Here is a 25,182-nt window from a genome sequence, read left to right as displayed (position 1 = left end):
ACTGGCGCACCCGAAACCTCTCCCCGGGTGCGCCAGTCATCTTTCTGCTGTCACCCCGTCTCCGCCGCCTGTCGGCCGGACGGGCGCACGACTTCGCGATGACCGGCGTCGATCCGCCGCGTCCAGCCGCGCGCATCGAGGTTCTCGAGCAGCGGGATCGCGACACGGCGCGAGGTGCGCAGTGCCTGCCGCGCCTGCGAGGTGGTGAAAGGCTGCGGCAGCCGGGCCAGTTCGCGCATCGCCCGCGCCGGCGCGGTGGGCAGCAATACCAGCCCGTCGCCGAGCCGGAGAAGCCTCCCGGCGCGGTCGGCGGCGGCGAGTTCGCGCACGCCCAGCCCCAGAGCCGCCAGGTCGTCGGCCTCCGGAGCCGCGAACGGATCGGCCGCGAGACGCTTCTCGAGTGCGCAGACTCCCGCTTCGGCGGGGCCGAGATCGGACCTGCGCTCCGGAAGCGACAGCAGACCGCCGCGGGCCGCCACGCCGGCCCCGTCGACCACAGCGCCGAGCAGCGCCGGGTCGGGTAACGAGAGCAGATCCCGCGCCGCGCCGTACGACAGTCCCGCCGCCAACGGGTCGCGGTCATGCAGTTCCGTGACCGCGCTACGCAGTCGCATCTGCCAGTGATGCATCAGCCGCGTCGTCACCCACCACTCGCCCACCGCCTCGACCCCGTCGGGCACCACCCCGGTCTCCAGGCCGAGGTCGTCGAGTCGGGTACGTCGGACCGCGCCCCGCCGCTGCACCTCGGCGAGGGCGGCGGCGTCCTGTGCCAGACCGGCGAGCGCTCCCGCCCGCCGCCGCGCGTCGCCGCGCCGGACGAGTTCGGGCGGATCGACGTCCAGTACCCGCACGCCGCCGAGGATCCGTCCCGCGCCGGGATCGCGCAGCGCCAGGCGGTCGTCCCGCTGGAGCGGGAGTCCCCTCGCCAGGGTGAGGCGAAGGTGGTCGCCGTCGAGCGGGCGCACGCGCACCGGCACCGCCACCGTGCCGATGTGCGCTGTGAGCCACTCCGGAAGTTCCCGCGGGCCCATCCCCGGCCCCACACGGCAGACGTCGACGAGAGTCGTCACCGGCCAGGCGCCCGGAGTGAGCAGTGCGTCGCCGCGGTGAATCGCATCGTGGGCGACGCCGCGGAGGTTCACCGCGGTACGGCTCACCGGCCGCGCGGCGTCGAGCGGCCTGCCGTGCGACTGGAGTCCGCGGACGGTCACTTCACGACGACCGTCTCTGCCGAACAGGTCCAGACGCTCGCCCGAAGCGAGTGCCCCGGCCTCGAGTGTCCCGGTGACCACGGTGCCCGAGCCGGTGACGGTGAATGCACGATCGACCCACAGCCGTACTCGTCCGGACCGCGGCTGCGGCAGTGCCGAGAGCATCCGGTCCAGCGCGCCGCGCAGATCGTCGAGCCCGGTGCCGTCACGGGCCGAGACGGCGACCGCCTCGGCGTCGGCGAGTCCGGTGTTCGCCAATTCGTGCCGCGCCTGCGCGGTGACCTCGGCGATCCGGTCCGCCGACGCCCGATCGGTCCGGGTCACCACGATCAGTCCGCGGTCGACGCCGAGCGCGGCAAGCGCATCACGGTGATCTGAGGACTGTTCGCGCCACCCCTCGTCTGCGGCGACCACGAAGCACACGGCGGGGGCCGGTCCCAGCCCGGCGAGCATGTTCGTCAGGAACCGCTCGTGGCCCGGCACGTCGACGAAGCCCACCTCCCGACCCGAGGGGAGCACGGTCCAGACGAAACCCAGGTCGATCGTGAGACCGCGCCGCCGCTCCAGTTCCCAGCGGTCCGGCTCCATCCCGGTCAGCGCTTTCACGACAGTCGACTTGCCGTGGTCGACGTGTCCCGCGGTTGCGACGACGAACACTGGGGTCAGTCCGCCCGCATGGCGGCGCGGACGGCCTCGGCGAGCCGCGAGTCGTCCGCCTCAGGAACGCAGCGCAGGTCGATCAGTGTGAACCCGTCGTGCACGCGCGGCAGCACCGACGGCGTCCCGGTCCGCAGCCGCGCGGCTATCGACTCCGGCAGCCGGACCGCGTAGCCGGGCAGCGGAACTCCCGGAGCACCGCCGCCGCCCACGCGGCCGTCGTGCTCGACGACGGTCCCGTCCACGGCCGCCGCCAGCGCCTGCGCTCGCGCCCGCAGACGCTCCGGATCGGCGTGCAGGTATTCGACCACCGGCGCGGTGGGTCCGGCGACCGTCGCTTCGAGCGCGGCCAGCGCCAGCTTGTCGATTCGCACCGCACGCGCCAGCGGATGCCGCGACAGCCGCTGCACCAGATCTGCCCGCCCCAGGACCAGGCCGGCCTGCGGCCCGCCGAGCAGTTTGTCGCCGCTCGCGGTCACCAGATCCGCACCGTCGTTCAGCATCGTCGCCGCATCCGGTTCGTCGGGCAATGTCCGATCCGGCGCCAGCAGTCCGGAGCCGACGTCCACGACGAGCGGCACGCCCCGGTCCCGCGCCACCTGCGCCAGCTCGCTCACCGGCGCGGCCGAGGTGAATCCGGACACCGTGAAGTTGCTGGGGTGAACCTTGAGCAGACACCCGGTGTCCGGACCGATCGCGTCGGCGTAGTCGGAGAGATGCGTGCGATTGGTGGTGCCGACTTCGCGGAGCCGGGCCCCGGTCGACGCGATCAGGTCGGGCAGCCGGAACCCGGCTCCGATCTCGATCAGTTCACCGCGGGAGACGACGACTTCACGGCCGGCGGCCAGCGCCGTGGTCGCGAGCACCAGTGCCGCCGCGCCGTTGTTCACCGCCAGTGCGTCACCGGCCGCCGGGCACGCGGCGAGCAACGCGGAGCGGGTCCGGGCGCCCCGTTTGCCTCGGACCCCCGATTCCAGGTCCAGTTCCACATCGACGTAGCCGGCGGCATCGACCATCGCCGACACCGCGGCCCGGCTGAGGGGGGCGCGCCCGAGATTGGTGTGGACCACGACGCCGGTGGCGTTGAGTACCGGCGTCTGCGCCGAAGCCCGCGCTCGGGTGAGGTCGGCGATCACCGCGGCAGCCACTTTCTGCGGCGGCAACTCACCTCGGCGTGCCCTCTCCTGTATCGCGCGGACACGCTCGACGACTGTGTCCGCCGACAGGCGCCGACGAGCCGCCGCTACCTCCGGCAACGCCAGCAGAGCATCCGTGCGCGGAATCAATCTGCGCGGGTCGTGCTGCGGCGCAACCTGATTCACTCAGTCTCCTGGTCACTCGACGAGAGAGTTGGCGGAGACGGACGGGAATCGAACCCGCCAGACCGAGATACTCGACCTCACCGGTTTTGAAGACCGGGGGGCCCACCAGGAACCCAGACGCCTCCGCAGACCAACATAGCCGTCTACGCTCGGCCGTGTGACTCAGGTTAAGCGACTGACCGACTACGCCCACGGCGGAGGGTGCGCCTGCAAGATCCCGGCGGGCGAGTTGGAGGACGCGGTGCGCGGCCTCGTCGGACAGCGATCTCCCGATGTGCTGGTGGGTCTCGACGACGGCGACGACGCCGCCGCGGTCCGCGTCGCCGACGGTCTGGCGGTGCTGTCCACCGCCGACTTCTTCACTCCCGTCGTCGACTCCGCCTACGACTGGGGCGCGATCGCCGCGGCCAACGCCCTGTCGGACGTCTACGCGATGGGCGGGCGGCCGGTGGTGGCCGTCAACCTAGTCGGCTGGCCTCGCGAGGTGCTGCCGATGGAACTGCTGACGGAGGTGCTGCGCGGCGGGCTCGACGTCGGCGCCCAGGCCGGATGCCCGGTGATCGGCGGTCACACCATCGACGACCCCGAGCCCAAGTACGGCATGGCGGTCACCGGCGTCGCCGACCCCGACCGTCTCCTGCGCAACGACGCCGCCGAGCCGGGGCTCCCCCTCACGCTGACCAAACCCCTCGGCGTCGGCTTGCTGAACAATCGGCACAAGCGGACCGGCGAGGTGTTTCCCAACGCGATCGCGTCGATGACCGCACTCAACCGCGACGCGGCCGACGCCGCCGTGGCGAACGGCGTCCAGGCCGCCACCGACGTCACGGGCTTCGGTCTGCTGGGCCACCTCTACAAGATGTGCCGCGCGTCCGGCGTGAGCGCCGTGGTGGAGGCCTCGGCGGTGCCGGTACTCGACGGCGCTCTCGAAGCCCTCCGCGACGGCTACGTCTCCGGCGGGACGCGACGCAACCTGGACTGGGTGCGCCCGCACCTCGGCGCGGGCGCCGGGGTGAGCGAAGACGATCTGCTGCTGTTGGCCGACGCCCAGACCTCCGGCGGTCTGCTGGTGGTCGGTGAAGTGCCCGGCCATCCGGTGATCGGGCACACCGTGGCCGGCGGAGCGCCGGGCATCACAGTCCGGTGATCGAGTCTCCCGTCACCCCCGCCGCACGGCGGGCCGCGAGCCTGCGCTTCTGCGGTTCGATCGTGTAGCGCGGATCGCGCGCCGACTCCAGGCCCGCATGAAAGACGCCGAACCGCGTGCACGTGGACGCCGCGACCAGCGCTCCACCGGCCGCCGCTGCCAGCGCCCGCCGGCCCCGGCCCTGCCGACCGCCCGCGATCAGCGCGCCCACGCCGCCGGCCACCGCGAGCCGCTCGGCCCAGCGCATCAGCTTCCCCGGCCCGCCGTGGTGGAGGGGTTCGGCGGCCACCGGGTCCATCCGCTGCTCCATCAGCCGCGTCGCCGCGACGTCGCCGATCACACCGAGAACGGCCAGATTGCGGGCCGGTCCCGCTTCCGCTGCGGGCGTGGTGATCAGTGCGAGACCGCCCGCGGCCAAGCTCGCGGAACTGACGAACACGAAGGGAAGATCCCGGTGCATCGCATTCCACGTCGGCATCGCGGTGTCGCCGAGCAGGACCGCGGTGTACGCGGCCAGCGGGGCACCCATCGCGGCCGCCCCCAGTCCCGCCGGGCCCTCGAGTGCCCGGAGCAGCGGTCGGAGCCGGCCGAGCGGCAGCCGATCACCCGTCAGAGCGTCGACCTCCGACGCGGCGGCCACCCCGATCATCCCGCTGTACCCCATCAGAATCCATGAGCCGACGCTCATCGGCGAGGTGACCTTGAAGGTCCTCATCATGTGCAGGAACCGCTCCGGCCGGCCTAGATCGGCGACGAGCGCCAGAGCTCCGGCCCCCGCGGCGCCGAGCCCCGCCAGTCGCGCATTGCGGCGCAACACCTTCCGTCCGGTGAGCTGAGCACCCGCGGCGAGCAGTCCGGAGCCGCCGGCGATCCCGCCGAGCACCAGATACGCACCGACGGGCGTCTCCCAGGGCGGCGCCTTGACGACGGGGTGCCCGTAGTAGCCGTTCTCATCGAGATGCTCCACCTGCGCCTGCGGCACCATCAACTCGTCGCCGCGGCGACCGCCGCCCCCGCGACGCCTCCCCCGCTGCGGACGCGGCGGACGGAACTGGCCGTATTCGGAACTCGTCACGCTCGCCGGTCCCTTCGCGAGCCGAGGAACGACAGCACGGCGGCGCCCACCATCCCGGCCACCGCCGCACCGGCGCGCCGGTACATCCGGGGCAGATCGGCGGTGCACACGCGGGGATCGGGCGGCAGTCCGTACACCTCCGGCTCGTCGAGCAGCAGGAACACCGACCCGGTGCCGCCGACGCCGTCGTCCTCGTTGGCGCCGTACAGCCGCGCCTCGGTCATGCCCTCGGCGTGCAGTTGCGCCACTCGCTCGTGCGCCCGCTCCACCATGTCCGTGCGCCGGCCGAAGGAGATCGACGTGGTGGGGCACGTCTGTGCACAGGCGGGCGTCTGGTCGTCTCGCAGGCGGTCGTAGCACAGCGTGCACTTCTGTGCGACGCCCCGATTCGGGATCTCGGGCTGCTCACCCTTGCGGTCGCCCTCGCGGACGGTCGGCGCCACCGTGCCGTCGCTGCGGCGCTCCACCACCCCGAAGGGGCAGCCGGCCACGCAGGTGCCGCAGCCGTTGCAGATGTCGGCCTGCACCACCACGGTGCCGAACTCCGTCCGCATCATCGCGCCGGTGGGGCACACGTCGAGGCAACCGGCGTGCGTGCAGTGCTTGCAGACGTCTGAGGACATCAGCCATCGGAATTCCGGCGTGTCCGGCGGCGTCGTGTCCGGTGACGGCGAACTCGGCGCCGGCGGGTCGAGGGGGTCGGCACCGCGGACCTGCGGCATACCCAGGTCCGCCAGCCCAGCGCCCGAGGCTCGTGCCGTGGCGATGCGGTCCGCGTCCTGCTCGACGAAGGCGACATGCCGCCACGTGCTGGCACCGAGAGACACGGAGTTGTCGTACGACATTCCGGTGAACTCGAGGTCGCCGTCTCTCGGGTTGCCGTTCCACTCCTTGCACGCCACCTCGCAGGCTTTGCAGCCGATGCAGATCGAGGTGTCGGTGAAGAAGCCGCGCCGGTCCTCGTGAGGATGCCAGTGCGCATCGGCGCTCGGATCGGTCGGTCCGGTCAGCTGGCCCATCACTGCTCCTCTCGCGGTGTGAGACGGCTGTTGTCCGTCTCGACGGTGACCCCGGACCGTCGCTGGTAGTCGCGCACCAGCGCATCGGCGGCGGCACCGCGCGGACGACGCCCCGCGATGACCGCACACGAACCCACCTTCGACTCCTGAATGAAGACGTTCGGATCCATCGTGACACCGACGAGGTCGTTGGCGGCGTCACCGCTGACCACCGCGTCGTTGCCCACACCCCAGTGATACGGCAGACCCACCTGGTGCACCACGCGGCCGTTGATCTCCAGCGGCCGCATCCGGTCGGTGACCAGCACCCGGGCCTCGATCACACCGCGCGGCGAGACGATCGTCGCCCATCCCTGCGCGGTCAGCCCGCATTCGGCGGCCAGTTCCGGAGAGACCTCGCAGAACATCTCCGGCTGGAGTTCGGAGAGGTACGGCGACCATCGACTCATGCCGCCCGCCGTGTGGTGCTCGGTGAGCCGGTACGTCGTGAAGACGTACGGGTAGACGCCGGCGCCCGGGTCGCCGGCACTCGGCGCGTCGAGATTGTCCTCGCGGGGGAGCATCACCCTGGCCGGCGACTGCTGCTGCGGATACAGGGCGTTGCGGACCGGCGACTCCTGCGACTCGTAGTGCGTCGGCATCGGACCGTCGACCAGACCGTTCGGCGCGAACAGCCAGCCCTTCCCGTCCGCCTGCATGATGAACGCGTCGTCGCCGCCGATGGCGTCGGCACCGATCGCACCCTCCGGCGGCACCGTCCCAGGCGCGCGGTCGATCGGGAAGTCCGGAACGTCCGATCCGGTCCACCGTCCGGCGTCGGCGTCCCACCAGACGTACTTCTTACGTTCGCTCCACGGCCGGCCCTGCGGGTCGGCCGACGCCCGGTTGTAGAGGATGCGGCGGTCGGACGGCCACACCCAGCCCCAGTCGGACTGCGTCACACCGCCACCGCCGCCGGGCGTGCGCCGCGCGGCCCTGTTGACCCCGCCGGCGTAGACGCCCGCGTAGATCCAGCACCCGGAGATCGTGGAGCCGTCGGAACGCAACTCCGTGTAGGAGTCGATCGGTTCGCCGGCGTTCGGCCCCGTCAGATGACGGCCGTTGATCTCGGCGAGCACCGCCTCCGGGTCCACGTCACCGTGTTCGTTGCGGCGGTAGTCCCAGGTCAGATCCTGGAGGGGACGGTCGCGCGGGTCGGTCGAGTCGGCCACGCGTTCCCGGATGCGCCTGCCGAGTTCGTAATAGAAGTCGAGTTCGCTCTGCGCGTCGCCGGGTGGGGCCACCGCCTGGTGGCGCCACTGCACCATGCGCTGCGTCTGAGTGAACGAGCCGGCCTTCTCGACGTGGGTGGCGGCCGGCAGGAAGAAGACCTCGGTGGCGATGCCCTCGGTCTTCAGCTCACCCGAGTCGATCTCGGGCCCCTCCTTCCACCAGGTGGCGCTCTCGATCATGTTCAGATCACGCACCACCAGCCACTTGAGCTTGGACATCGCCATCCGCTGTTGACGGCTGTTGGCCGATCCGACGGCGGGGTTCTGACCGACGATGAAGTAACCGTCGACATTGCCCTCCAGCATCTCCACCACGGTCTGGTATGTGCCCGCCGGTCCGGTGAGCCGCGGCAGATAGTCGAAGCACCAGTCGTTCTCGGCGGTCGCCGCCTCACCCCACCACGCCTTGAGCAGACTCACCGCGTAGTCCTCGGCATACGCCCAGAATCCCTTGCCGGACGCCGGCCGCACCGTCGCGAGGTAGTCGTCGAACGTATTGTGCTTGCCCGCGGACGGCATCGGCAGGTAGCCGGGAAGCAGATCGAACAGCGTCGGAATGTCCGTGGAGCCCTGGATGCTCGCGTGACCGCGCAACGCCATGATTCCGCCACCGGGACGTCCGACGTTGCCGAGAAGCAACTGCAGAATGGCAGCCGTGCGGATCACCTGGGCACCCATCGTGTGCTGAGTCCACCCGGTCGCGTAGCCGAAGCATCCGGTGCGTTCGGGACCCGAGTTGTCGGCCAGCGACCGTGCGAGGTACTCGAACTCCGCTTCGGCGATGCCGCACATCTGCGTCACCATCTCCGGGGTGTAGCGGGAGTAGTGCCGCTTCAGGATCTGGAACACGGTGCGCGGATCCTGCAGCGTCTCGTCCCGCCCGCCGGTGTACTGCCAGGTGGCGCGATCGTAGGTGCCGGACTCCTCGTCGAAGCCGGAGAAGAGACCGTCCAGGTCGTCGGTGTCCCGGTAGTCCTCGCTCACCAGAGTCGCCGCGTTGGTGTACGCGACGACGTACTCGTGGAAGTAGCGCTCGCGGGTGATCATGTAGTTGATCAGCGCACCCAGCAGCACGATGTCCGATCCCGCCCGGATCGAGATGTGCTTGTCGACCACCGCCGACGTGCGGGTGAAACGCGGATCGACGTGGATCACGCGGGCACCGCGCGCCTTCGCCTCAGTGACCCATTGGAATCCGACGGGATGCGCTTCCGCCATGTTGCCGCCCATGAGCACGATGCAGTCGGCATTGGCCATGTCCTGCAAGAACTGGGTGGCACCACCGCGGCCGAACGAGGCTCCCAGACCGGGAACCGTGGCGGAGTGTCATATCCGCGCCTGATTCTCGATCTGAATCGCGCCTGCGGCGGTGAAGAGCTTCTTGATCAGGTAATTCTCTTCGTTGTCTAGCGTCGCCCCGCCGAGTGAGGCCACACCCATGGTGCGGCGCAAGGGGTTTCCGTGCTCGTCGACGTCCTGCCAGTGCCTGCGACGGGCTTCGAGGAAGCGGTCGGCGATCATGTCGATCGCGGTGTCCCGATCCAGGTCCTGCCACTGCGTGGCGTACGGGGCGCGGTAGCGGACCGTGGTCTGCCGGAGCGGGTTGTTCACCAACTGCTCGCTCGACGCCCCCTTCGGACAGAGTCGCCCGCGCGAGATCGGGGAATCCGGATCGCCCTCGATGGCGATGACCCGCTCATCCTTGACGTACACCCGCTGACCGCACCCGACCGCACAGAACGGGCAGACGCTCTGCGCCATCCGGTCCGCCGTGGCGGTGCGTGACTGCATCGCCTTGGTGCGCGGCGACTCCACCGCGGGGCCTCGGCCCAGCACGTCACCCGACCGCAGTTGCCGGAACACCGGCCACTCGAGGGGACTGAACCTGGACACGTCCCCAACCCTATCGCGTCGGCGCGCTCGGGCCGGCCGGATCGATCCGGAAATCGGCCGTCATCGTCGCTCGACGCGGCTCTCGGTCTCGACGGGCTCTTCCCGCAGCGGCATCCGCGACCAGAACACGTAGCCGATCACCACGCAGGCGAACCAGACGGCGCCGACGATCAGGGCGATCCGTCCGTCCTCGGTGAAGAACAGCAGAACGAAGACCAACGCCAGGAACGCCAGTGCCGCCCACGTCGTGTAGGGCGCTCCGGGCACCCGGTAATCGGATTCGGGCAGTTCCCCGCTCTTGACCTTCGCCCGGAACCGCATCTGGCAGATCAGGATGGTGGACCACACGACGATGATCCCGACGGTCGAGACCGAGGTGATGTACGAGAACGCGTGATCGGGATCGATCGCGTTCACGACCACGCCGAGGACCATCACCAGGGCACTGAGCACGATTCCGGCCACCGGCACCTTCCGGCTCGACAAGCGGTCGAGACCGTGCGGCGCGTCGCCGCGCTGTGCCAGCGAACGGAGCATGCGGCCGGTGGAGTAGATGCCGGAGTTGCAGGACGAGAGCGCCGCGGTCAACAGGATGAAGTTGACCAGACCGGCCGCGCCGGGCAGGCCGATGTACTGGAACACCGCGACGAACGGGCTCTCTCCGGCGTGGAAGTTCCGCCATCCGCGGACCGACAGGATCACCAGGATCGCACCGACGTAGAAGATGCCGATGCGGAAGGGCACCGAGTTGATGGCCTTGCGCAGCGTGACCCTCGGGTTCTCCGCCTCACCCGCGGTGACGCCGACCAGTTCCACACCGACGTAGGCGAACATGACGATCTGCAGGCTCAGCAGCGCATTGGTGAAACCGGTGGCGAAGAACCCGCCGTCGTTCCAGAGGTTGGTCACCGAGGGGCCCTCGGCCGGACCGAAGCCGGCGATCGGCAACAGGACTCCGATGCCGACGATGATCATGCCGAGGATCGCCGTCACCTTGATCGCCGAGAACCAGAACTCGGCACGGCCGAACAGGCCGACCGAGATCAGGTTCGCGCCGAACAGGATGACGAGAACCGTCAGCGCGGTCACCCAGCCGGGGATCGCCGGCCACCAGTAGTTGACGTACTTACCCGCCACGGTGATCTCGGCCATGCAGGTGGTGGTCCACACCGCCCAGTACGTCCAGCCCTGGCTGAAGCCGGCGAACCGCCCGAGGAATTCGTCGGCGTACTCGCTGATGCCGCCGGACACCGGCCGGTAGATCAGCAGTTCGCCGAGTGCGCGCATCACGATGAAGATCGCGAGGCCCGCGAGCGCGTAGGCGAGCAGCAGCGCCGGCCCGGCCTTCTCGATCGCTCCGCCCGAGCCGTAGAACAGGCCCGTGCCGATGGCACCGCCGATGGCGATCATCTGGACCGTACTCGCGGTCAGTCCGCGCTGATAGCCCTCGTCGGGAGCGCGTTCTTCGCTCGCCACCGTCATTCGGTCACCCCTTCCAGCGTCACACCGTTCAGGGGGACAATTTACGACGTCCATTGACCCTCGTCACAATCGGACAGCCGCAGGGTCCTCGGTAGGCTCGACCCATGAGCTTCACCGGATTCCCCGAGGCTGCGCTCGACTTCTACGACGATCTCGAGATCGACAACAGCAAAGTGTTCTGGGAAGCACACCGCGACGTCTACCAGTCCGGCGTCGCCGCGCCGATGGTCGCGCTGACCGACGAACTCGCCGACGAGTTCGGTCCGGCGAAGGTGTTCCGCCCGTATCGGGACGTCCGGTTCTCGAAGGACAAGACCCCGTACAAGACCCATCAGGGCGCGTTCGTGGCGGTCGGACCCGCGACCGGCTACTACGTCAAGATCTCGGCCCCGGGAGTGCGCGTGGCCGCCGGCTTCTATCACGCCGACGCCGACACTCTGGCCGCCATTCGCCGCGCCATCGACGACGACCTCCACGGAGCCGAGCTCGAGAAGATCGTCGGCACCCTGGAACGCAAGGGGTGGGAGGTGGGCGGCGACCGTGTCAAGACCTCTCCGCGCGGCTGGAGCGCCGACCACCCGCGGATCGACCTGTTGCGGTACCGGTCGTTGACCGTGAGCCGTGACTACGGTTTCGACGAGGTGATCCACTCCCCCGCGCTGGTCGACCGGGTTCGGAAGGACTGGCGTCAGACGAGGCCGCTGGTCGACTGGCTGGTCCGGCGCGTCGGCTGACCGACGGCCGGCCGGGGTTCAGAGATCGAGCATCGCGGCAGCGACCTCGCCGCTCGCCTGCTCGGGCAGTCCGGTACCCATGTCGTCCAGGATGAGCAGCCGTGCGCCGGGTATCTCCGCGGCCAGGGCTCGACCGTTGCCCACCGGGAAGAACGGATCGAGCCGGCCGTGGACGACGAGCGTCGGCATCCGGATCTCGCCGAGGTGCTCACGCCAGCGCGGTGCACAGTCGAGCCGGGCGAAGACGGTGGCGCGCTGGTTCGCCATGTGCACGGCAGGAGCCTTCGACGGCGTTCGATCCCAGATCCGACCGGCGAGACGGCCTGCCTGATCCGGGTCGTTGTGAAGGAGCGACGCGCTCTCGGCTGCATGCGCTACGACGGCCGTGCGATCGGCCCAGTCCGGGCTCGGTCGCGAGAACAGCGCCGCCATCACGTTCGCGTCGTGATCGGGCAGATCGTCGTCGACCGGACCCGGCGCGACTGCCCTGGTGCCGACGAGGGTGAGCGCGGTGAACACATTCGGGAAGTCGAGTGCCGCGACCTGGGCGACCATGCCACCGACACCCAGCCCACCCATGTGCGCGTTGTCCGCTCCGAGCGCCCGCACGAGCGCTGCTGCGTCGCCTGCGAGATCGCGAAGGTCGTAATCGGGGGCCTCGGGGTCGCGCAGGGTCGACTCGCCGCAGTCACGGAGGTCGTAGCGCACCACGCGACGACCACCTGCGGCCAGACGCTCGCAGAGCGGATCCGGCCACGACAGCATCGTCGTCCCGCCCGCCAGGAGCACCAGTGGGTCGGTCCGCCGCCCGAACTCCTCGAAACCGAGCTCGATCCCGTTCACCCGGGCTGTCGGCACGTCAGCCCCGCTCGCGCATCACACCGAAGTGCCGGACCGAGCCGGACAAGCCGGGGAGCTCTCTGACGGGCGACCACGTGCGCATTCCGTCGGTGCTGTCGGAGTAGACGTACTTCCCCGCCTTGTACGCGTCGAGATAGATGCGCCAGGCGCCGTTCGGCAACTGCGTCACCGCGGGTCCCTCGACGAATGAACCCCAATCGCCGGGTGCCACGAACCGGTACGGCCCGGCGAGCTTCGACGACACCGCGTGCTGCACGTACTTGTGCGTCTCGTTCTTGGTGAAGGCGTGGTAGGTGGCCCCGACCTTCACGATGGTGGTGTCGATGTGGTCGGCGCCGATGCCGGCGATCGGCACGGGCATGCTCCACAGACGCAGAGACGGCTCCAAAGCGGTCATGACGTAGGGCACGAAGCCGCCGCCGGTGGACATCGACAGGACGACGTGGACCCGCCCGCCTTCGACGAACCATTCGGGCGCCCACGCCTTCGTGGTGAAGGGCGACAGTGACGGGGCGCTCTTCAACGCGGCCGAGCCCGACGATCCCGGAATGTTCATCGACCCGGTGCCGTCGCCGGTCCCGGGAAGCAGTGCACAGCAGAACGGGACCGGATAGTTGCCGATCGGCGTCCAGTTCACCCGATCACGGCTGCGGGCGAAGCCGATGTTCGCGCCGTCTGCGGTGGTGTACGTGACGTAGTACATGCCGTCGGTGTTCCGGAACACGCTCGGGTCGCGGACCCGGCCGGTCGGCGGACGGTAGGCCGCCTTCCGCACCGGCGTGAACTGTGTGCCGTCGCTGGACCCGTACACGTCCATGGCTCGGTCGGTGCCGTTGCTGAACCCGACCATCGTGTACTTCCAGCCGGTCGGCGCCGCATCGCTGCGGCCCGGGCCTGCCAGCAACTGCCCGACCGCTGCGAGCACGACGACCGACACGGCGAGGAGACGAGTGCGCTTCACTGACATCACTGAAGCAGTATGTCCTCCGGTCGCCGGCGGCGGGTGCTCGTTGGCTCAACATCGCGGACGGATCTCGGTACAGTGAGTGCGTGCCCGTGAGGATGGATAACGTCGGCATCGTCGTCGAAGATCTCAGCGCGGCCATCGAGTTCTTCAGCGCCCTCGGACTGTCGCTCGACGGCCAGGCCGTCGTGGAGGGTCCCTGGGCGGGCCGGGTGACCGGTCTCGTCGAGCAGCGGGTGGAGATCGCGATGATGGCGACCCCCGACGGGCACAGTCGGCTCGAACTGTCGCGGTTCATCGAACCGGACGTCGTCGCCGATCACCGGAGGGCTCCGGTGAATGCACTCGGCTACCTGCGCGTGATGTTCGCGGTCGACGATCTCGACGAGACGCTGGAGCGCCTGCGTCCGCACGGCGCCGAGATCATCAGCACCGAGATCGTCCGGTTCGAGGACAGTTACCGGCTCTGTTACATACGCGGGCCCGAGGGCATCCTCGTCGGCCTGGCGCAGGCCCTCACCTGACCGGCCCTGACGGCTCAGAGCTCTCGTTTGAGACCGACGTGCTCGGCCCGGTAACCGGCCCGGGCGTAGAAGGCACGCGCACGGATGCGCGCCTCATCGGTGGCGAGTTGGGCCAGGTGCGCCCCGTGCGCGCGACCGTGGGCGTGCGCCCAGTCGAGCATCGCAGTCCCGAGTCCGCGGGAGCGCTCCGATTCGGCGACGCGGAGACCCTCGATCTGCAGCCGCGTGGTGCCGCCGCGCGAGAGGCCGCCGATCACCGTCAGTTGCATCGTCGCGACGGTCCGATCCCGCTCGTCCCGGACCACAGCGAGGTAGTGGGCACGGTCTCGGACCAGGACGTCGAACGCCGCTTCGTACCGTTCCAGTTCGGCGCCTTCGCGATCGCGCCCGATCTCGTCGTCGGAGAGCAGGTCGACGATCGCCGGGACGTCCGACCGTCGCGCCCGCTGAATGCGGAATGTCCGACCGCTCACGCGCAGCACGTCGCCCGCGGACGATCGTGACCTCTCCTGCAGGCGCGCGACGAGCAGATCCAGCCACCCGCCGACGTTGGTCCTGGCCTCCGCGGTGTCCGGATAGCGGCACCGCAGATGCAGGCCGGCCTCGTCGAGGATGAACCACAGCATCACACCGTCGGTTCGGATCACGGCGCCCACGTACTGGGCGTCGATCCGCGCCGAATCGATCCGAACCGGCAGCCGGCGCAGGTCGAGCCACGACACCGCGAACATTCCGGGTGCCTCGGGCATGTCACCGCCCCACGGTTCCAGAATCTCTCGCAGCGGCCAGGATCCGAGGCGGACCGCCTCGCGGACGGCTTCGGCGCAGGCCGACGGGGCGGGGTCGCACGATTCGATGACGGAGTTGGTGATGAACCAGCCGACCGACTCGTGCCAGGCCGCGTCGTAGCGGCTGTGTACGGGGAACACGGCGCGCAGTGGCGTTCCCGCCAGTTCCCGCGTCACCGACGTCATCACCGACACCGCGCCCGAGAGCGTGGACACGCCGTCGGCCCGAGCCTGCGCCGAGAACGCGGCGCTGTCGTCGACGTCGAACACGTCGCGGACCTCCACGCGTTCGGCGCTCGGTTCCGCCGTGCCGAGCGGCAACGGGAAGCGCGGCATCACGTCGCCGCCGGCGGCGAGGATCTGCGCCCATCGCGTCCGGACGTCCGACGGAGCCGCGGGCCGGTTCGCCATCGCCCGAGTGTGCTCGACGAACGCGGGCACCTCGCCGTCGAGCGAGCCGGCCAGTGCGGCGAGCAGGTCGCGCGCCACCACCAGCATCGACCACATGTCGACATGCGCGTGGTCGGCGGCCACGACCACGGTGGGACCCGCGGCCTTCTCCAGCACGCACAGGCGGTGGGACGGTTGCGAGTAGGGCCTGCAGTGCGCGTCGAGCACCGACCGGAGCGCGTCGTTGACGGCTTGGCCGGGAGCCACCGGATGCTCGATCCACGCTCCCGCGCCGATGCGGACCTCACGCAGGCGCGGTCCCTCGCCCCCGTCGACGACGACCGTCCGGAGCGTCCCGTGCCTGTCGACGACCCGCAGCCAGGCGTCGGCGAGGCGGTCGCGCGGAATCGTCTCGGCGAGTTCGAACGAGAGCGCCATCCACGATCCCGGACGGTCGCCGGCACCGACGTGCCTGCGCTGGTCGAAGGAGAGCGGCAGGTCGTCTCCCGGAGCGGACACGGCGACGTCGTAGCCGTACAGTCGCCCGAACGGGAGACGGAGGTGGCCGACGTTGGTGAGCCGCATGAGCGGCTACGCTACCCCTCATCGCGGCGGCCGCAATCCCAGAGGAGAGCCATGACGACGTTCACCGTTCCGGGAGCCGACCTCGACGTCGAGTTCAGTGATGAGCACGGGTGGCCGGTGGTCCAGCTGCACGGCCTCACATCGAGTCGCTCACGCGACCGGACGCTGGGGCTCGACCTGGGCCGCGGCCTCAGCGGCACTCGCCTCCTGCGCTACGACGCGCGGGCGCACGGTCGGTCGACCGGGCGGCCGGAGCCCCGCGACCATCGATGGCCGGTGCTGGCCGACGACCTGCTGCGGCTGCTCGACTCCTGGTTCCCCGGCGAGCGGGTGCACGGTGTCGGGCCGTCGATGGGCACCGGCACTCTGTTGCACGCCGCCGTCCTCGATCCCGGTCGTTTCTCCGGGCTCACGCTGGTGATCCCACCGACCGCGTGGGACAGCCGGCCCGCGATGGCCGAGATGTATCGGGCAGCCGCCGACACCGTCGAGACGGAGGGGATCGACGCGTTCATCGACGCGGGACGCACTGCACCCCGGCCCCCGGCGCTCGCGGGCACCCGCGAGACGGTGCCGGCCGTCGCCACAGACCTGCTGCCGTCCGTTCTGCGCGGCGCCGCCCTCAGCGACCTCCCCTCGCCCGCTCACGTCGCGGCGATCGACGTCCCGACCTCGATTCTGGCGTGGACCGACGACGCCGGACATCCGCTGTCGACTGCGGAGGCGCTCGTCGACCTGCTGCCGCACGCGACTCTGACCGTGGCACGCACACCGGCAGAGATGGCACTGTGGCCGAGCCTGCTGCACCGACAGGTCGCGGAGCGACGGTGACGCGGCACGCTGAGCGCGGACCGTCAGCCACCGAGTCGGGCAGCACCGGATCGGGTAGCCTGACTCGGTGAACGACGTGCTGGACGAGGGACCGTTCTTTCACGGGACGAAGGCCGACCTCGACATCGGAGACCACCTCACCGCCGGGTTCCGGTCCAACTACCGTCCCGAAGTGGTGATGAACCACATCTACTTCACCGCGCTGCAAGACGGCGCCGGCCTCGCCGCCGAACTCGCGGCCGGCGACGGCGAACCACGGGTCTACCTCGTGCAACCGACCGGCGACTTCGAGAACGATCCGAATGTAACCGACAAGAAATTCCCCGGCAATCCCACCCGGTCGTATCGCAGCGTCCACCCGCTTCGCGTGGTCGGCGAGGTCACCGATTGGAAGCGTCTCACGTCGGACGAGCTCCGAACCTGGCGCGAGCGGCTGGCCGCGACTCTCGAACACGGCGGCGGCGAGATCATCAACTGAGGTCGCGCGGCGCGAGGGACCGTCACCGGACCGCGTGGACGAGGCGTACCAGCCGCATCGGCGACAAGTACTGCTGCCGGTCGAAGAAGCCGTCGTCGGTCGCGTCCGCTTCGTCGATATCGGCCTCCACCCGCCACCCGTGCTCGGTGAGCCATTGCGCGACCGAGTCCGGGGACGCCGCGCATTGCCACGGCTCACCGCTCGCGCCCGCCATCGCCGCGACCGCACGTGCGTAGTCGCGGCCGGCGTCGTCACGCAGTTCCCGGCTCAGGTGGTAGTCGAAGACGAGCGCGGATCCGTCGGCCAGCGCGCTGACGTCGCCGAGGAACCTGCGGCACTCATCGGGTGCGAGGTACATGCTGACACCGAGCCAGAGCACGGTGACAGGGCGGGTGAGGTCGACTCCTGCATTGTCGAGATCGCCTACTCGCAGACCGTCGGCGAGATCAGCGGCGACGCTTGTCGCGGTGTCCGCGAGGTCGGCCTGTGCGAACAGCCGCGTCCGCCACTGCAGCACTCCCGGACGGTCCACCACCCACACCCGGTGTCTGCCGGTCGGGAGCCGCAGCGCAGTGGCGTCCAGACCGGCGCCGACCACGACGACTTGGTCGTTTCCCGTCTCGGCGAGCACCGTCTCCGCGTAGCGAGATCGCGCGCACGCGGTCAGGCGCGCGGCGGCGAGGATGGGCGCCTCGGGTTGCGCCAAGAGTGCGGTCCGGCTGAATGACGATTCTTGTTCTGTCATCGCAACTAACTACCAGGAAGAAGGCCGATATGCCAGCAGCCACGCCGATCGACGGCCCTGGACGGCGCGAGGACGGTCGAGGGGCTGGTCCGCCTCAGCTGCCCTGGATCGTGTAGACGCGCTCGATTCCGGCGGTCATCCGGCCCCACTCGCTCGACGCGACCCGCCTCTGGTGCGCTCGGAACGCCGCCGCGTCGACGAACGTCTCGTCGACCGCCCACACGCCCGGCTCCGACGTCGGCAGCACCGAGAACGCGACGCATCCGGGTTCGGCCCGGGTGAGTTCGACATGTCGCGGCAGAAGTCGCTCGACGATCGCGGTCTGCGCGTCATCGCCGCAGATCAGCCTGCCGCTGACGACGACCTCAGTCATGCCGGACGACTTCCGTTGCGGGTCGAGTGCTGCTCACGTGACGAGGTGATCGGGCGGCACCACATCTAGCCGAAGACCAGTACGGCCTTGCCGACCGCCTTCCCTGAACGAAGCCGTTCTGCGACCTGCTGGAAGTCGGCGACGTCCACGACGGAGTCGATGACGGGCTGGATCTCGCCGCGGGCGACTGCGGGCAGCACGTCAGCGCTCAGACTCTCGAGGATCGGCACGGTCTCCCAGTCGCGGGAGAACCCGAACGAGACGCCGTGGACGGTCAGATGCCGGTAGGACAACGCGTCGAGGTCGATCGTGGACGCGCGACCTGCGAGGCGACCGATGTTGACGACGTGACCGTCCTCGGCGGTCGCGGGAAGGCATTGCGCGAAGGTCTCGCCAGCGACATGGTCGAGGACGACGTCGGCGCCCTTGCCGCCGGTCGCGGCGAGTGTTGCCTGCGTCAGGTCTTCGTCGCCGGTGACGATCACCGTATCCGCGCCGAGACCGGCGAGAAGTTCACGCTTGCCGGAGGTACGTGTGGTCGCGACGACCGGAGAAGCGCCGAGCACCTTCGCCATCTGCACGCCGACCAGGCCGATGCCGGTGGTCGCGCCCGTGATGAGAACACTTCGCCCCGGCACGAACCCGGCGACAGTGAGAGCACCGAACTCGGTGAGGAGCGCTGTCGGCAACGCGCAGGCGATGTCCGCGGCCAACCCCTCGGGACGGGGCAGCACGAAGCGGTGGTCCGCGATCAGGTAGTCCGTGAACGCGGACGGAAAGGTGCCCATCACCGGGTCCCCGACCTGCCAGTCGCCGGCGTCCTCTCCGAGAGCTGCGATCTCCCCCGCGTACTCGAATCCGGCGATGAACTCACGACCGTGTCCGCCTCTGGTGGGGTCGGCCTCGGCCAGCATCGGGAGATCGGCGTTGTTGGTCGCCGCGGCGCGGTTGCGAATGAGCACCTGGCCCGGACCGGGCTCGGGAAGCGCCGCATCGGCGAGAAGCCACTCGGGTCCGCGTCCGGACACAAGGGCACGCATCGTCTCGGTCATCTGCTCTCCGTTCATCACTCGGATCGTCACTCGGCGTAGACGTCCTCAACCATGTTCATAGTGGTCGAGGGCCCGGGCAAGCCGCACAGAAGGTGCAGCGCCCCGGGCTTGATGCCGCGTCCTCTTGAGTTGGAAGGACGGTGTCGGGAACGAGTGCCTGCGTGGGTGGGTCGCCCCAGCCGAGATCGGCGCTGGTGACCCGAGGGTGTCACCAGCGAACCGGACTGCCCGTCATTATCGCTAGACGTTAAACCGGAACTCCACTACGTCGCCGTCGGCCATCACGTAGTCCTTGCCCTCCATGCGGACCTTGCCCGCGGCCTTGGCCGCGTTCATCGAGCCGGCGGCGTCGAGGTCGGTGAACGACACGATCTCGGCCTTGATGAAGCCCTTCTCGAAGTCGGTGTGGATGACGCCCGCGGCCTTGGGCGCGGTGTCGCCCTGGCGGATGGTCCAGGCGCGAGCCTCCTTGGGACCGGCGGTGAGGTAGGTCTGCAGACCGAGCGTGTGGAAACCGGCGCGGGCGAGCTGACGCAGACCGGGCTCGTCCTGCCCGATCGAGTCGAGGAGTTCCTGAGCGTCCTCCTCCTCGAGTTCGAGGAGTTCGCTCTCGACCTTGGCGTCCAGAAAGACGCAGTCGGCCGGTGCGACGGCGTCGCGGAGTTCCTGCTTGCGTGCCTCGTCGGTGAGAACGGCCTCGTCGGCGTTGAAGACGTAGAGGAACGGCTTGGCGGTCAGCAGATGCAGTTCGCGCACCGACGACAGGTCGAACGAGTCCTTCACCGAGAACAACGTCTTGCCGCTGTCGAGAACCGCCTGCGCCTTCTTGGCCGCGTCGAGCGACTCCGCCTGGTCCTTGTTCTTCTTCGCCTCCTTCTCGAGACGCGGAATCGCCTTCTCGAGAGTCTGCATGTCCGCCAGGATCAGTTCGGTCTCGATGACCTCGATGTCGGCGCGCGGATCGACGCGGCCGTCGACGTGCACCACGTCGTCGTCGGAGAACACGCGAACCACCTGGCAGATGGCGTCGGCCTCGCGGATGTTCGCGAGGAACTGGTTACCCATGCCCTCGCCCTCCGATGCGCCCTTGACGATTCCCGCGATGTCGACGAACGACACGACGGCGGGGAGGATCCGTTCGCTGCCGAAGATCTCGGCGAGCCGGTCGAGCCGCGCGTCGGGCAGTTCCACGACGCCGACGTTCGGCTCGATGGTGGCGAACGGGTAGTTCGCGGCGAGCACGTCGTTACGGGTCAGGGCGTTGAAGAGCGTCGACTTTCCGACATTGGGCAGGCCGACGATTCCGAGGGTAAGACTCACGGGAGGTCAGTCTATCTGCGTCTGCGCGCCCGACCTACCCGGCCCGCGCCTGCGCTTGCGGGACTCCTGCTGCGCCGCCCGGGCCGCCTCGTCCTCAGCGGCTATCTCATCGCCCGCGGCTCTGCCGATCTGTTCGAGGATGTACCTCAGGGCGACGGCGAGACACGACGCCGCGGGCACCGCGAGGAACGCTCCGGTGATGCCGAAGAGACTGCCGCCCAACGTCACCGACAGCAGCACGATGACCGCGTGCAGGTTCATCGACTTGGCCTGCAGCCACGGCGAGAGGACATTGCCCTCCAACTGCTGCACCGCCAGGATGATTCCGAGCACGATCAGGGCAGAGGTGAGCCCGTTCGACACGAGCGCGATCAGCACCGCGAGCGCACCGGCGACGAAGGCACCCACGATCGGGATGAATCCGCCCATGAACGTGATGACGATCAGCACTCCCGCGAGCGGCACGTCGAGCACCACCAGACCGATGCCGATCAGGGCCGCATCCACGAAGCTGACGATGGCCTGGGTTCGGATGAAGCCGCCCAGCGTCTCCCACATCCGCCGCAGGATCTCGCTGATGTGAACGGCCCCCTCGGCCCCCATCGTGCGGTTGAGCCACGGCAGGAATTTGGGCCCGTCCTTGAGGAAGAAGAACACCAGGACCACGGTCGTGAACAGCGTCACCAGCACCGAGGTCGCGACGCCGACTCCGCTGAACACACCCGAGGCGATCGTGGTCGCGCTCTTCTGCAGCTTGCTGGTGATCTCGTTGACGAGAGCATTGATCTGATCGTCGCCGACGTTGAGCGGCGGACCCTGGATCCACTCCTGAACCCGATGCACACCGTCGACGGCGCGATCGGCCAGCTGCGGCGCCTGGTCGATGACTGACGGCACGATGCCGCCGATGACGCCGCCGATGACCGCGATCGCCGCCAGCAGCACCACGAGGGTCGCCGCCGCGGGCGGCACCCGCTTCGAGAGCAGCCATCGGACAGGCGGCCACAGCACCGTCGCGACGACGATACCGAGGATCACCGGCAGCAGGATCACCCAGAGCTTGGACATCACCCACAGCAGCGCGAACAGGAACACCATCACCAGCAGCATCTGCAAGGACACGATGGACGAGGACCGCAGGCCCGTCAGGAACACCCTGCCGCGCGTCGGATAGGGCTTGCCGGTGACCGGGTTCAGCAATCGCTCCGGGGTCGGCTCCGCGGCGGCTGCGTCGGCGCGGTCGCTCGTCCCGGTGTCGGGTTCCGGCGAAGATTCGTCGTTTCGGTCGCTCACGCGCCAATCTTCACATACGCCTCCGACATCCGCGGTTCGCCGCGCGAGGGGTCGTCCGACTGTCGTACGCGCCGGGAGACGGGAATGGAACCGAACCACGGTGCGGTGCGTCCAATTCAGTAGACGTCAGTCTGATCCCGGCGAGTCCATCACCTCGCCGGCCGACACCGGGAGGTCCGATGACCATGCCAACCGCCCCAGCCCTCGGCTGGACCACCGTCGCCACCGCCGACGGCCCGTTCACCGTCCTGTACGACGACGCGGACACCGTGCACGCCGCCGGCTGGACCGAGTCGGCCGAGTATCTCGCCGGGCTCATCGCTCCCGCATTGCGCGGTGGTCAGCTCAGCCGGCGCCCGGCGGGCCCGGTCGCCGACGCCGTGACCGCTTACTACGACGGCGACTTCGCCGCTCCGTCCGGTGTCGCGGTGCGTCAGATCGCGGGCCCGTTCATCGCCGCGGCGTGGTCGGCATTGCGGCTGGTGCCGGCGGGATACCCGGTCACCTACGGTCAGCTCGCCGAACGCGCGGGGCGTCCGGCAGCGGTCCGCGGCGCCGCTCAATGCTGTGTGCGCAACGCTGCCGCCCTGTTCGTTCCCTGCCACCGCGTCACCAGGGCGAGCGGCGGTCTCGGCGGGTTTCGCTACGGGCTCGATCTCAAGCGGAACCTTCTCGCTCGTGAGGAGCCGCCGCCCGACCTCGAAGACTGAGCCGGCCACCGACGCCGCGGTTCGGACGACCAGTAGCCCGTGCGCCTCGAGCCGGCGGGGAGCTGCCAGGCCAGGATTGATGCCCGGGATCGATGTCAGAGGCTCGCGCCAAGATGGCGGCATGACACCAGCAGCGATCATCGGCCCGCTCTGTCTCATCGTCGGCGCACTCCTCGGGTGGTTCGCCCGCGGTACGGCGACGGGCGGACATCACTCCGGCGGCGAACGTCCCGGGCCGTCGCTGGGCGCGGAGGTCGACCTCGTGGTGGGTCCGCTGCGCGAGACACTCGGACGGCTGTCGGAGGAACTGCGGCGGAGCGAGGCCGGACGTGCCCACGCCTACGCCGGCCTCGCCGAACAGATGCGCGGAGTGCACGCGACCTCGCAGCGACTGCACCAGCAGACCAGCCAGTTGGCCAGTGCACTCCACGCACCGCACGTTCGCGGCCGCTGGGGCGAGATCCAACTCGAAAGAATCGTCGAACTGTCCGGGATGTCGCGGCACTGCGATTTCGCGACGCAGGTACAGGGGCAGTCGGACGCCGACCGGGCCGTGCGACCCGACCTGGTGGTTCAACTCGCCGGTGGACGACGGATCGTGGTGGACGCCAAAGTGCCGCTGCACGCGTACCTGGAATCGACCTCCGGCGCAGTCCCCGACAACCGCGAGGTCATCGCCCGGCACGCGCAGGCCGTGCGGGCTCACGTGAACGTACTGTCCGCGAAGTCGTACTGGTCCGCACAACCCGTGTCGCCGGAATTCGTCGTTCTGTTCCTGCCCGGCGACGGGGTTCTCGAATCCGCGCTGCGCGGCGACCCGGGTCTCCTCGACTACGCGTTCTCCCGTGACGTGGTGCTCGCTACGCCCAGCACCCTGATCGCCCTGCTGCGAACCGTCGCCCTGGGCTGGCGTCAGTATGCGCTCGCCGAGGACGCCGAGACCATTCATGCTCTCGGTCGCCAGCTGTACCAGCGGATAGACCAAGTGCTCGGCCACCTGGAGAAGACCGGTGCGTCCCTGCGCCGGGCCGTGGAGTCGTACAACTCGACGGTCGGAGCCATCGACAGTCGCCTCGGAGTCACCGCCCGCAAGCTCGCAGATCTGGAAGCCCTCTCGGGTACCGCCAACCCGTCGGTGCGGGTCAGCGACGGGATCAGCCCCGTCGATTCGGTGGTGAGATCAATATCACCGAGCCGATAGATTCAGGAAACTCACGGCTTCGGATCACGGCGATCGGCGGAGTTAACGGTACCGTTTAGTTGTGTTTTCGCGCTTGCTAGCCGGCTCTGCCGTGCCCGCCGACGAGCGGTCCGTCCTGCCCACCATCCGGGGTGTGCCCTGGTGGGGCGCCGTTCTGATCGCCGTCGGAGCCACGACTCTCGGCGCCGTCATCAGCGCCGATACGTCATCGTCACTGGGCCGGGCGTTCAAGGTGTGCTACCTGCTCGGGTGCGTTCTGGCCGCACTGTGCGTGCGGCAACGAGCACTGTTCACCGCGGCGGCACAACCGCCGCTGGTCGCGTTCGTGGTCGGCATCGTCACCCTCTACACCCTGAGTTCCGACAGCGCGCAGGGCATGCGGGACATCGTCCTGAAGGTGATCCTGCCGATCGCGACGAGCTTTCCATGGATCCTACTGGCCTTCGTCCTGACCCTGGCCGTTGTGGTGGCGCGATTGCTCCTGGCTCGCCCCCAGGGCCTGGCCGTGTTCGGCAAGTTCACCGGGAAGTCGCGTCCGACCACCGCCGAGTCCGGTCGGCGGGCCGCCCCCGCGAAGAAGACCGCACCCCGCTCCGGGTCCTCGGGCAAGACCGGCTCCCCCAAGCGCGCCGCCACTCCGGCGGCGGCCGGCGCTCAGGCCAAGGCATCCGCAACGCGGCGAACCGGTGCGGCAGGCACCTCTGCGACGAAACGCACGGCCACGAGAGACGCGGCGGCCGGCACACAGCCCAAGGACGCAGCGACGCGCGAGACCAGGAGCAGAACTGCCGCGACCAAGCGGGTGCCCGCCGCGGCGGCGGCCCCGAAGGGCTCCGCGAACGCGAAGGACGCGGCCACCAAGCGTGCAGCCACTTCCCCCGCAGCCCCCCGAACCGCTGCTGCGTCGAAGGCCGCACCGGCCAAGCCCGCGCCCCAGCGCGCTGCCGGCGCCCGGCCCGCCGCCAAGCCCTCCGCCGATCCCGCGGCCGCTCAGCGACGGCCGGCAGCGGCGCAGAGCCCCGCTCCGTCCCCGACTCGCCCGGCGCCCCGGCTCCGACCGGCTCCGGCCGCCTCGCCGGCAGCCGCCGACGCACCCCGTCGCCGCGCCGCGCCGCAGACCATCCCGCCGCGCGATCCCAAAGGCCGTCCGCGTCGCACCGCGGGCCAGCTGCGGGACAAGAGCCAGATCGAGGACCTGACGGCCGGCGCCGACGAGCGCTGAGTCGATACCGGCCCCGAGCCGGCCGGGCGTCGAG

General features: G+C 69.6%; 22 protein-coding genes and 1 tRNA gene. 8 read left to right on the top strand and 15 right to left on the bottom strand.

Features of this window, described 5'->3' with window-relative positions; genetic code table 11:
* Nucleotides 1-50: 50 nt before the first annotated feature.
* The 3 genes from selB to ACE11G_RS04860 form a co-directional block, all read right to left on the bottom strand.
* Nucleotides 51-1,868: a selenocysteine-specific translation elongation factor gene (gene selB / locus ACE11G_RS04870; RefSeq protein WP_278124519.1), complete on the bottom strand. Its 1,818-nt coding sequence runs from the start codon at nucleotides 1,866-1,868 to the stop codon at nucleotides 51-53.
* 5 nt (nucleotides 1,869-1,873) lie between these two features.
* A complete protein-coding gene (selA, locus tag ACE11G_RS04865; protein ID WP_222111737.1) occupies nucleotides 1,874-3,190 on the bottom strand; it encodes an L-seryl-tRNA(Sec) selenium transferase in 1,317 nt (438 codons plus the stop codon).
* A gap of 29 nt (nucleotides 3,191-3,219) precedes the next feature.
* Nucleotides 3,220-3,315: transfer RNA gene (locus ACE11G_RS04860), tRNA-Sec, on the bottom strand.
* A 32-nt stretch (nucleotides 3,316-3,347) separates the two neighbouring features.
* Here ACE11G_RS04860 and selD point away from each other — a divergent pair.
* Nucleotides 3,348-4,337, top strand: coding sequence for a selenide, water dikinase SelD (gene selD, locus ACE11G_RS04855; protein ID WP_222111736.1), 990 nt, complete (start codon nucleotides 3,348-3,350; stop codon nucleotides 4,335-4,337).
* Here the strand turns inward: selD and nrfD are convergent.
* The 4 genes from nrfD to ACE11G_RS04835 are packed head-to-tail and all read right to left on the bottom strand — an operon-like array spanning nucleotide 4,324 to nucleotide 11,077.
* On the bottom strand, nucleotides 4,324-5,412 hold the full coding sequence (gene nrfD / locus ACE11G_RS04850) for an NrfD/PsrC family molybdoenzyme membrane anchor subunit (protein ID WP_222111735.1): 1,089 nt from the start codon (nucleotides 5,410-5,412) through the stop codon (nucleotides 4,324-4,326). The genes selD and nrfD overlap by 14 nt on opposite strands.
* A complete protein-coding gene (locus ACE11G_RS04845) occupies nucleotides 5,409-6,431 on the bottom strand; it encodes a 4Fe-4S dicluster domain-containing protein (protein ID WP_222111734.1) in 1,023 nt (340 codons plus the stop codon). Before ACE11G_RS04845 ends, nrfD begins: the two co-directional genes overlap by 4 nt.
* A complete protein-coding gene (fdnG, locus tag ACE11G_RS04840; RefSeq protein ID WP_197462944.1) occupies nucleotides 6,431-9,595 on the bottom strand; it encodes a formate dehydrogenase-N subunit alpha in 3,165 nt (1,054 codons plus the stop codon). Before fdnG ends, ACE11G_RS04845 begins: the two co-directional genes overlap by 1 nt.
* A gap of 60 nt (nucleotides 9,596-9,655) precedes the next feature.
* Nucleotides 9,656-11,077 carry an amino acid permease gene (locus ACE11G_RS04835; protein WP_006895794.1) on the bottom strand — a complete coding sequence of 474 codons (1,422 nt, stop codon included), beginning with the start codon at nucleotides 11,075-11,077 and terminating at the stop codon, nucleotides 9,656-9,658.
* A 104-nt stretch (nucleotides 11,078-11,181) separates the two neighbouring features.
* Between ACE11G_RS04835 and ACE11G_RS04830 the strand changes: the two genes are divergently transcribed.
* Nucleotides 11,182-11,811, top strand: coding sequence for a DUF2461 domain-containing protein (locus ACE11G_RS04830; protein ID WP_375003859.1), 630 nt, complete (start codon nucleotides 11,182-11,184; stop codon nucleotides 11,809-11,811).
* 18 nt (nucleotides 11,812-11,829) lie between these two features.
* On the opposite strand, the gene ACE11G_RS04825 is transcribed toward ACE11G_RS04830, so the two are convergent.
* Together ACE11G_RS04825 and ACE11G_RS04820 are read right to left on the bottom strand one after the other, a co-directional pair.
* Nucleotides 11,830-12,669: an alpha/beta hydrolase gene (locus ACE11G_RS04825; RefSeq protein ID WP_308128725.1), complete on the bottom strand. Its 840-nt coding sequence runs from the start codon at nucleotides 12,667-12,669 to the stop codon at nucleotides 11,830-11,832.
* 1 nt (nucleotide 12,670) lies between these two features.
* Entirely contained in the window at nucleotides 12,671-13,639 is a 969-nt protein-coding gene (locus tag ACE11G_RS04820) for an arabinofuranosidase (protein ID WP_039867145.1), read from the bottom strand.
* A 95-nt stretch (nucleotides 13,640-13,734) separates the two neighbouring features.
* On the opposite strand from ACE11G_RS04820, the gene ACE11G_RS04815 reads away from it, so the two are divergent.
* Nucleotides 13,735-14,160 carry a VOC family protein gene (locus ACE11G_RS04815; RefSeq protein WP_045539704.1) on the top strand — a complete coding sequence of 142 codons (426 nt, stop codon included), beginning with the start codon at nucleotides 13,735-13,737 and terminating at the stop codon, nucleotides 14,158-14,160.
* 14 nt (nucleotides 14,161-14,174) lie between these two features.
* Here the strand turns inward: ACE11G_RS04815 and ACE11G_RS04810 are convergent, their stop codons facing one another.
* Complete coding sequence (locus ACE11G_RS04810; protein WP_375003857.1) at nucleotides 14,175-15,923, bottom strand: GNAT family N-acetyltransferase; 1,749 nt, start codon at nucleotides 15,921-15,923, stop codon at nucleotides 14,175-14,177.
* Between the two features lie 51 nt (nucleotides 15,924-15,974).
* On the opposite strand from ACE11G_RS04810, the gene ACE11G_RS04805 reads away from it, so the two are divergent.
* Together ACE11G_RS04805 and arr are read left to right on the top strand one after the other, a co-directional pair.
* Entirely contained in the window at nucleotides 15,975-16,754 is a 780-nt protein-coding gene (locus ACE11G_RS04805; protein ID WP_006895786.1) for an alpha/beta fold hydrolase, read from the top strand.
* A gap of 67 nt (nucleotides 16,755-16,821) precedes the next feature.
* Complete coding sequence (gene arr / locus ACE11G_RS04800; RefSeq protein ID WP_006895785.1) at nucleotides 16,822-17,232, top strand: NAD(+)--rifampin ADP-ribosyltransferase; 411 nt, start codon at nucleotides 16,822-16,824, stop codon at nucleotides 17,230-17,232.
* Nucleotides 17,233-17,254: 22 nt separating this feature from the next.
* Here arr and ACE11G_RS04795 read toward each other — a convergent pair whose 3' ends face one another.
* The 5 genes from ACE11G_RS04795 to ACE11G_RS04775 all read right to left on the bottom strand — a co-directional run bounded on the left by ACE11G_RS04795 (nucleotide 17,255) and on the right by ACE11G_RS04775 (nucleotide 22,015).
* On the bottom strand, nucleotides 17,255-17,977 hold the full coding sequence (locus ACE11G_RS04795) for a class I SAM-dependent methyltransferase (RefSeq protein ID WP_375003854.1): 723 nt from the start codon (nucleotides 17,975-17,977) through the stop codon (nucleotides 17,255-17,257).
* Between the two features lie 94 nt (nucleotides 17,978-18,071).
* Complete coding sequence (locus ACE11G_RS04790) at nucleotides 18,072-18,350, bottom strand: putative quinol monooxygenase (RefSeq protein ID WP_006895782.1); 279 nt, start codon at nucleotides 18,348-18,350, stop codon at nucleotides 18,072-18,074.
* Nucleotides 18,351-18,415: 65 nt separating this feature from the next.
* Nucleotides 18,416-19,417, bottom strand: coding sequence for a zinc-binding alcohol dehydrogenase family protein (locus ACE11G_RS04785; RefSeq protein ID WP_375003852.1), 1,002 nt, complete (start codon nucleotides 19,415-19,417; stop codon nucleotides 18,416-18,418).
* A 225-nt stretch (nucleotides 19,418-19,642) separates the two neighbouring features.
* Nucleotides 19,643-20,722 (bottom strand): redox-regulated ATPase YchF, encoded by a 1,080-nt coding sequence (gene ychF / locus ACE11G_RS04780; protein WP_006895779.1) that lies wholly within the window; start codon nucleotides 20,720-20,722, stop codon nucleotides 19,643-19,645.
* A 6-nt stretch (nucleotides 20,723-20,728) separates the two neighbouring features.
* On the bottom strand, nucleotides 20,729-22,015 hold the full coding sequence (locus ACE11G_RS04775) for an AI-2E family transporter (RefSeq protein WP_006895777.1): 1,287 nt from the start codon (nucleotides 22,013-22,015) through the stop codon (nucleotides 20,729-20,731).
* 179 nt (nucleotides 22,016-22,194) lie between these two features.
* On the opposite strand from ACE11G_RS04775, the gene ACE11G_RS04770 reads away from it, so the two are divergent.
* The 3 genes from ACE11G_RS04770 to ACE11G_RS04760 all read left to right on the top strand — a co-directional run bounded on the left by ACE11G_RS04770 (nucleotide 22,195) and on the right by ACE11G_RS04760 (nucleotide 25,148).
* Nucleotides 22,195-22,725, top strand: a complete 531-nt coding sequence (locus tag ACE11G_RS04770; RefSeq protein WP_006895775.1) for a methylated-DNA--[protein]-cysteine S-methyltransferase — start codon at nucleotides 22,195-22,197, stop codon at nucleotides 22,723-22,725.
* Between the two features lie 121 nt (nucleotides 22,726-22,846).
* Entirely contained in the window at nucleotides 22,847-23,926 is a 1,080-nt protein-coding gene (locus ACE11G_RS04765; protein WP_006895774.1) for a DNA recombination protein RmuC, read from the top strand.
* Nucleotides 23,927-24,017: 91 nt separating this feature from the next.
* Entirely contained in the window at nucleotides 24,018-25,148 is a 1,131-nt protein-coding gene (locus tag ACE11G_RS04760) for a DUF6542 domain-containing protein (protein ID WP_375003849.1), read from the top strand.
* The last annotated feature ends 34 nt before the right edge of the window (nucleotides 25,149-25,182 follow it).

The sequence above is a fragment of the Gordonia sp. PS3 genome, assembly GCF_041950545.1.
Taxonomy (GTDB): Bacteria; Actinomycetota; Actinomycetes; order Mycobacteriales; family Mycobacteriaceae; genus Gordonia; species Gordonia sihwensis.
This window is presented reverse-complemented; position numbering and strand designations above follow the sequence as displayed.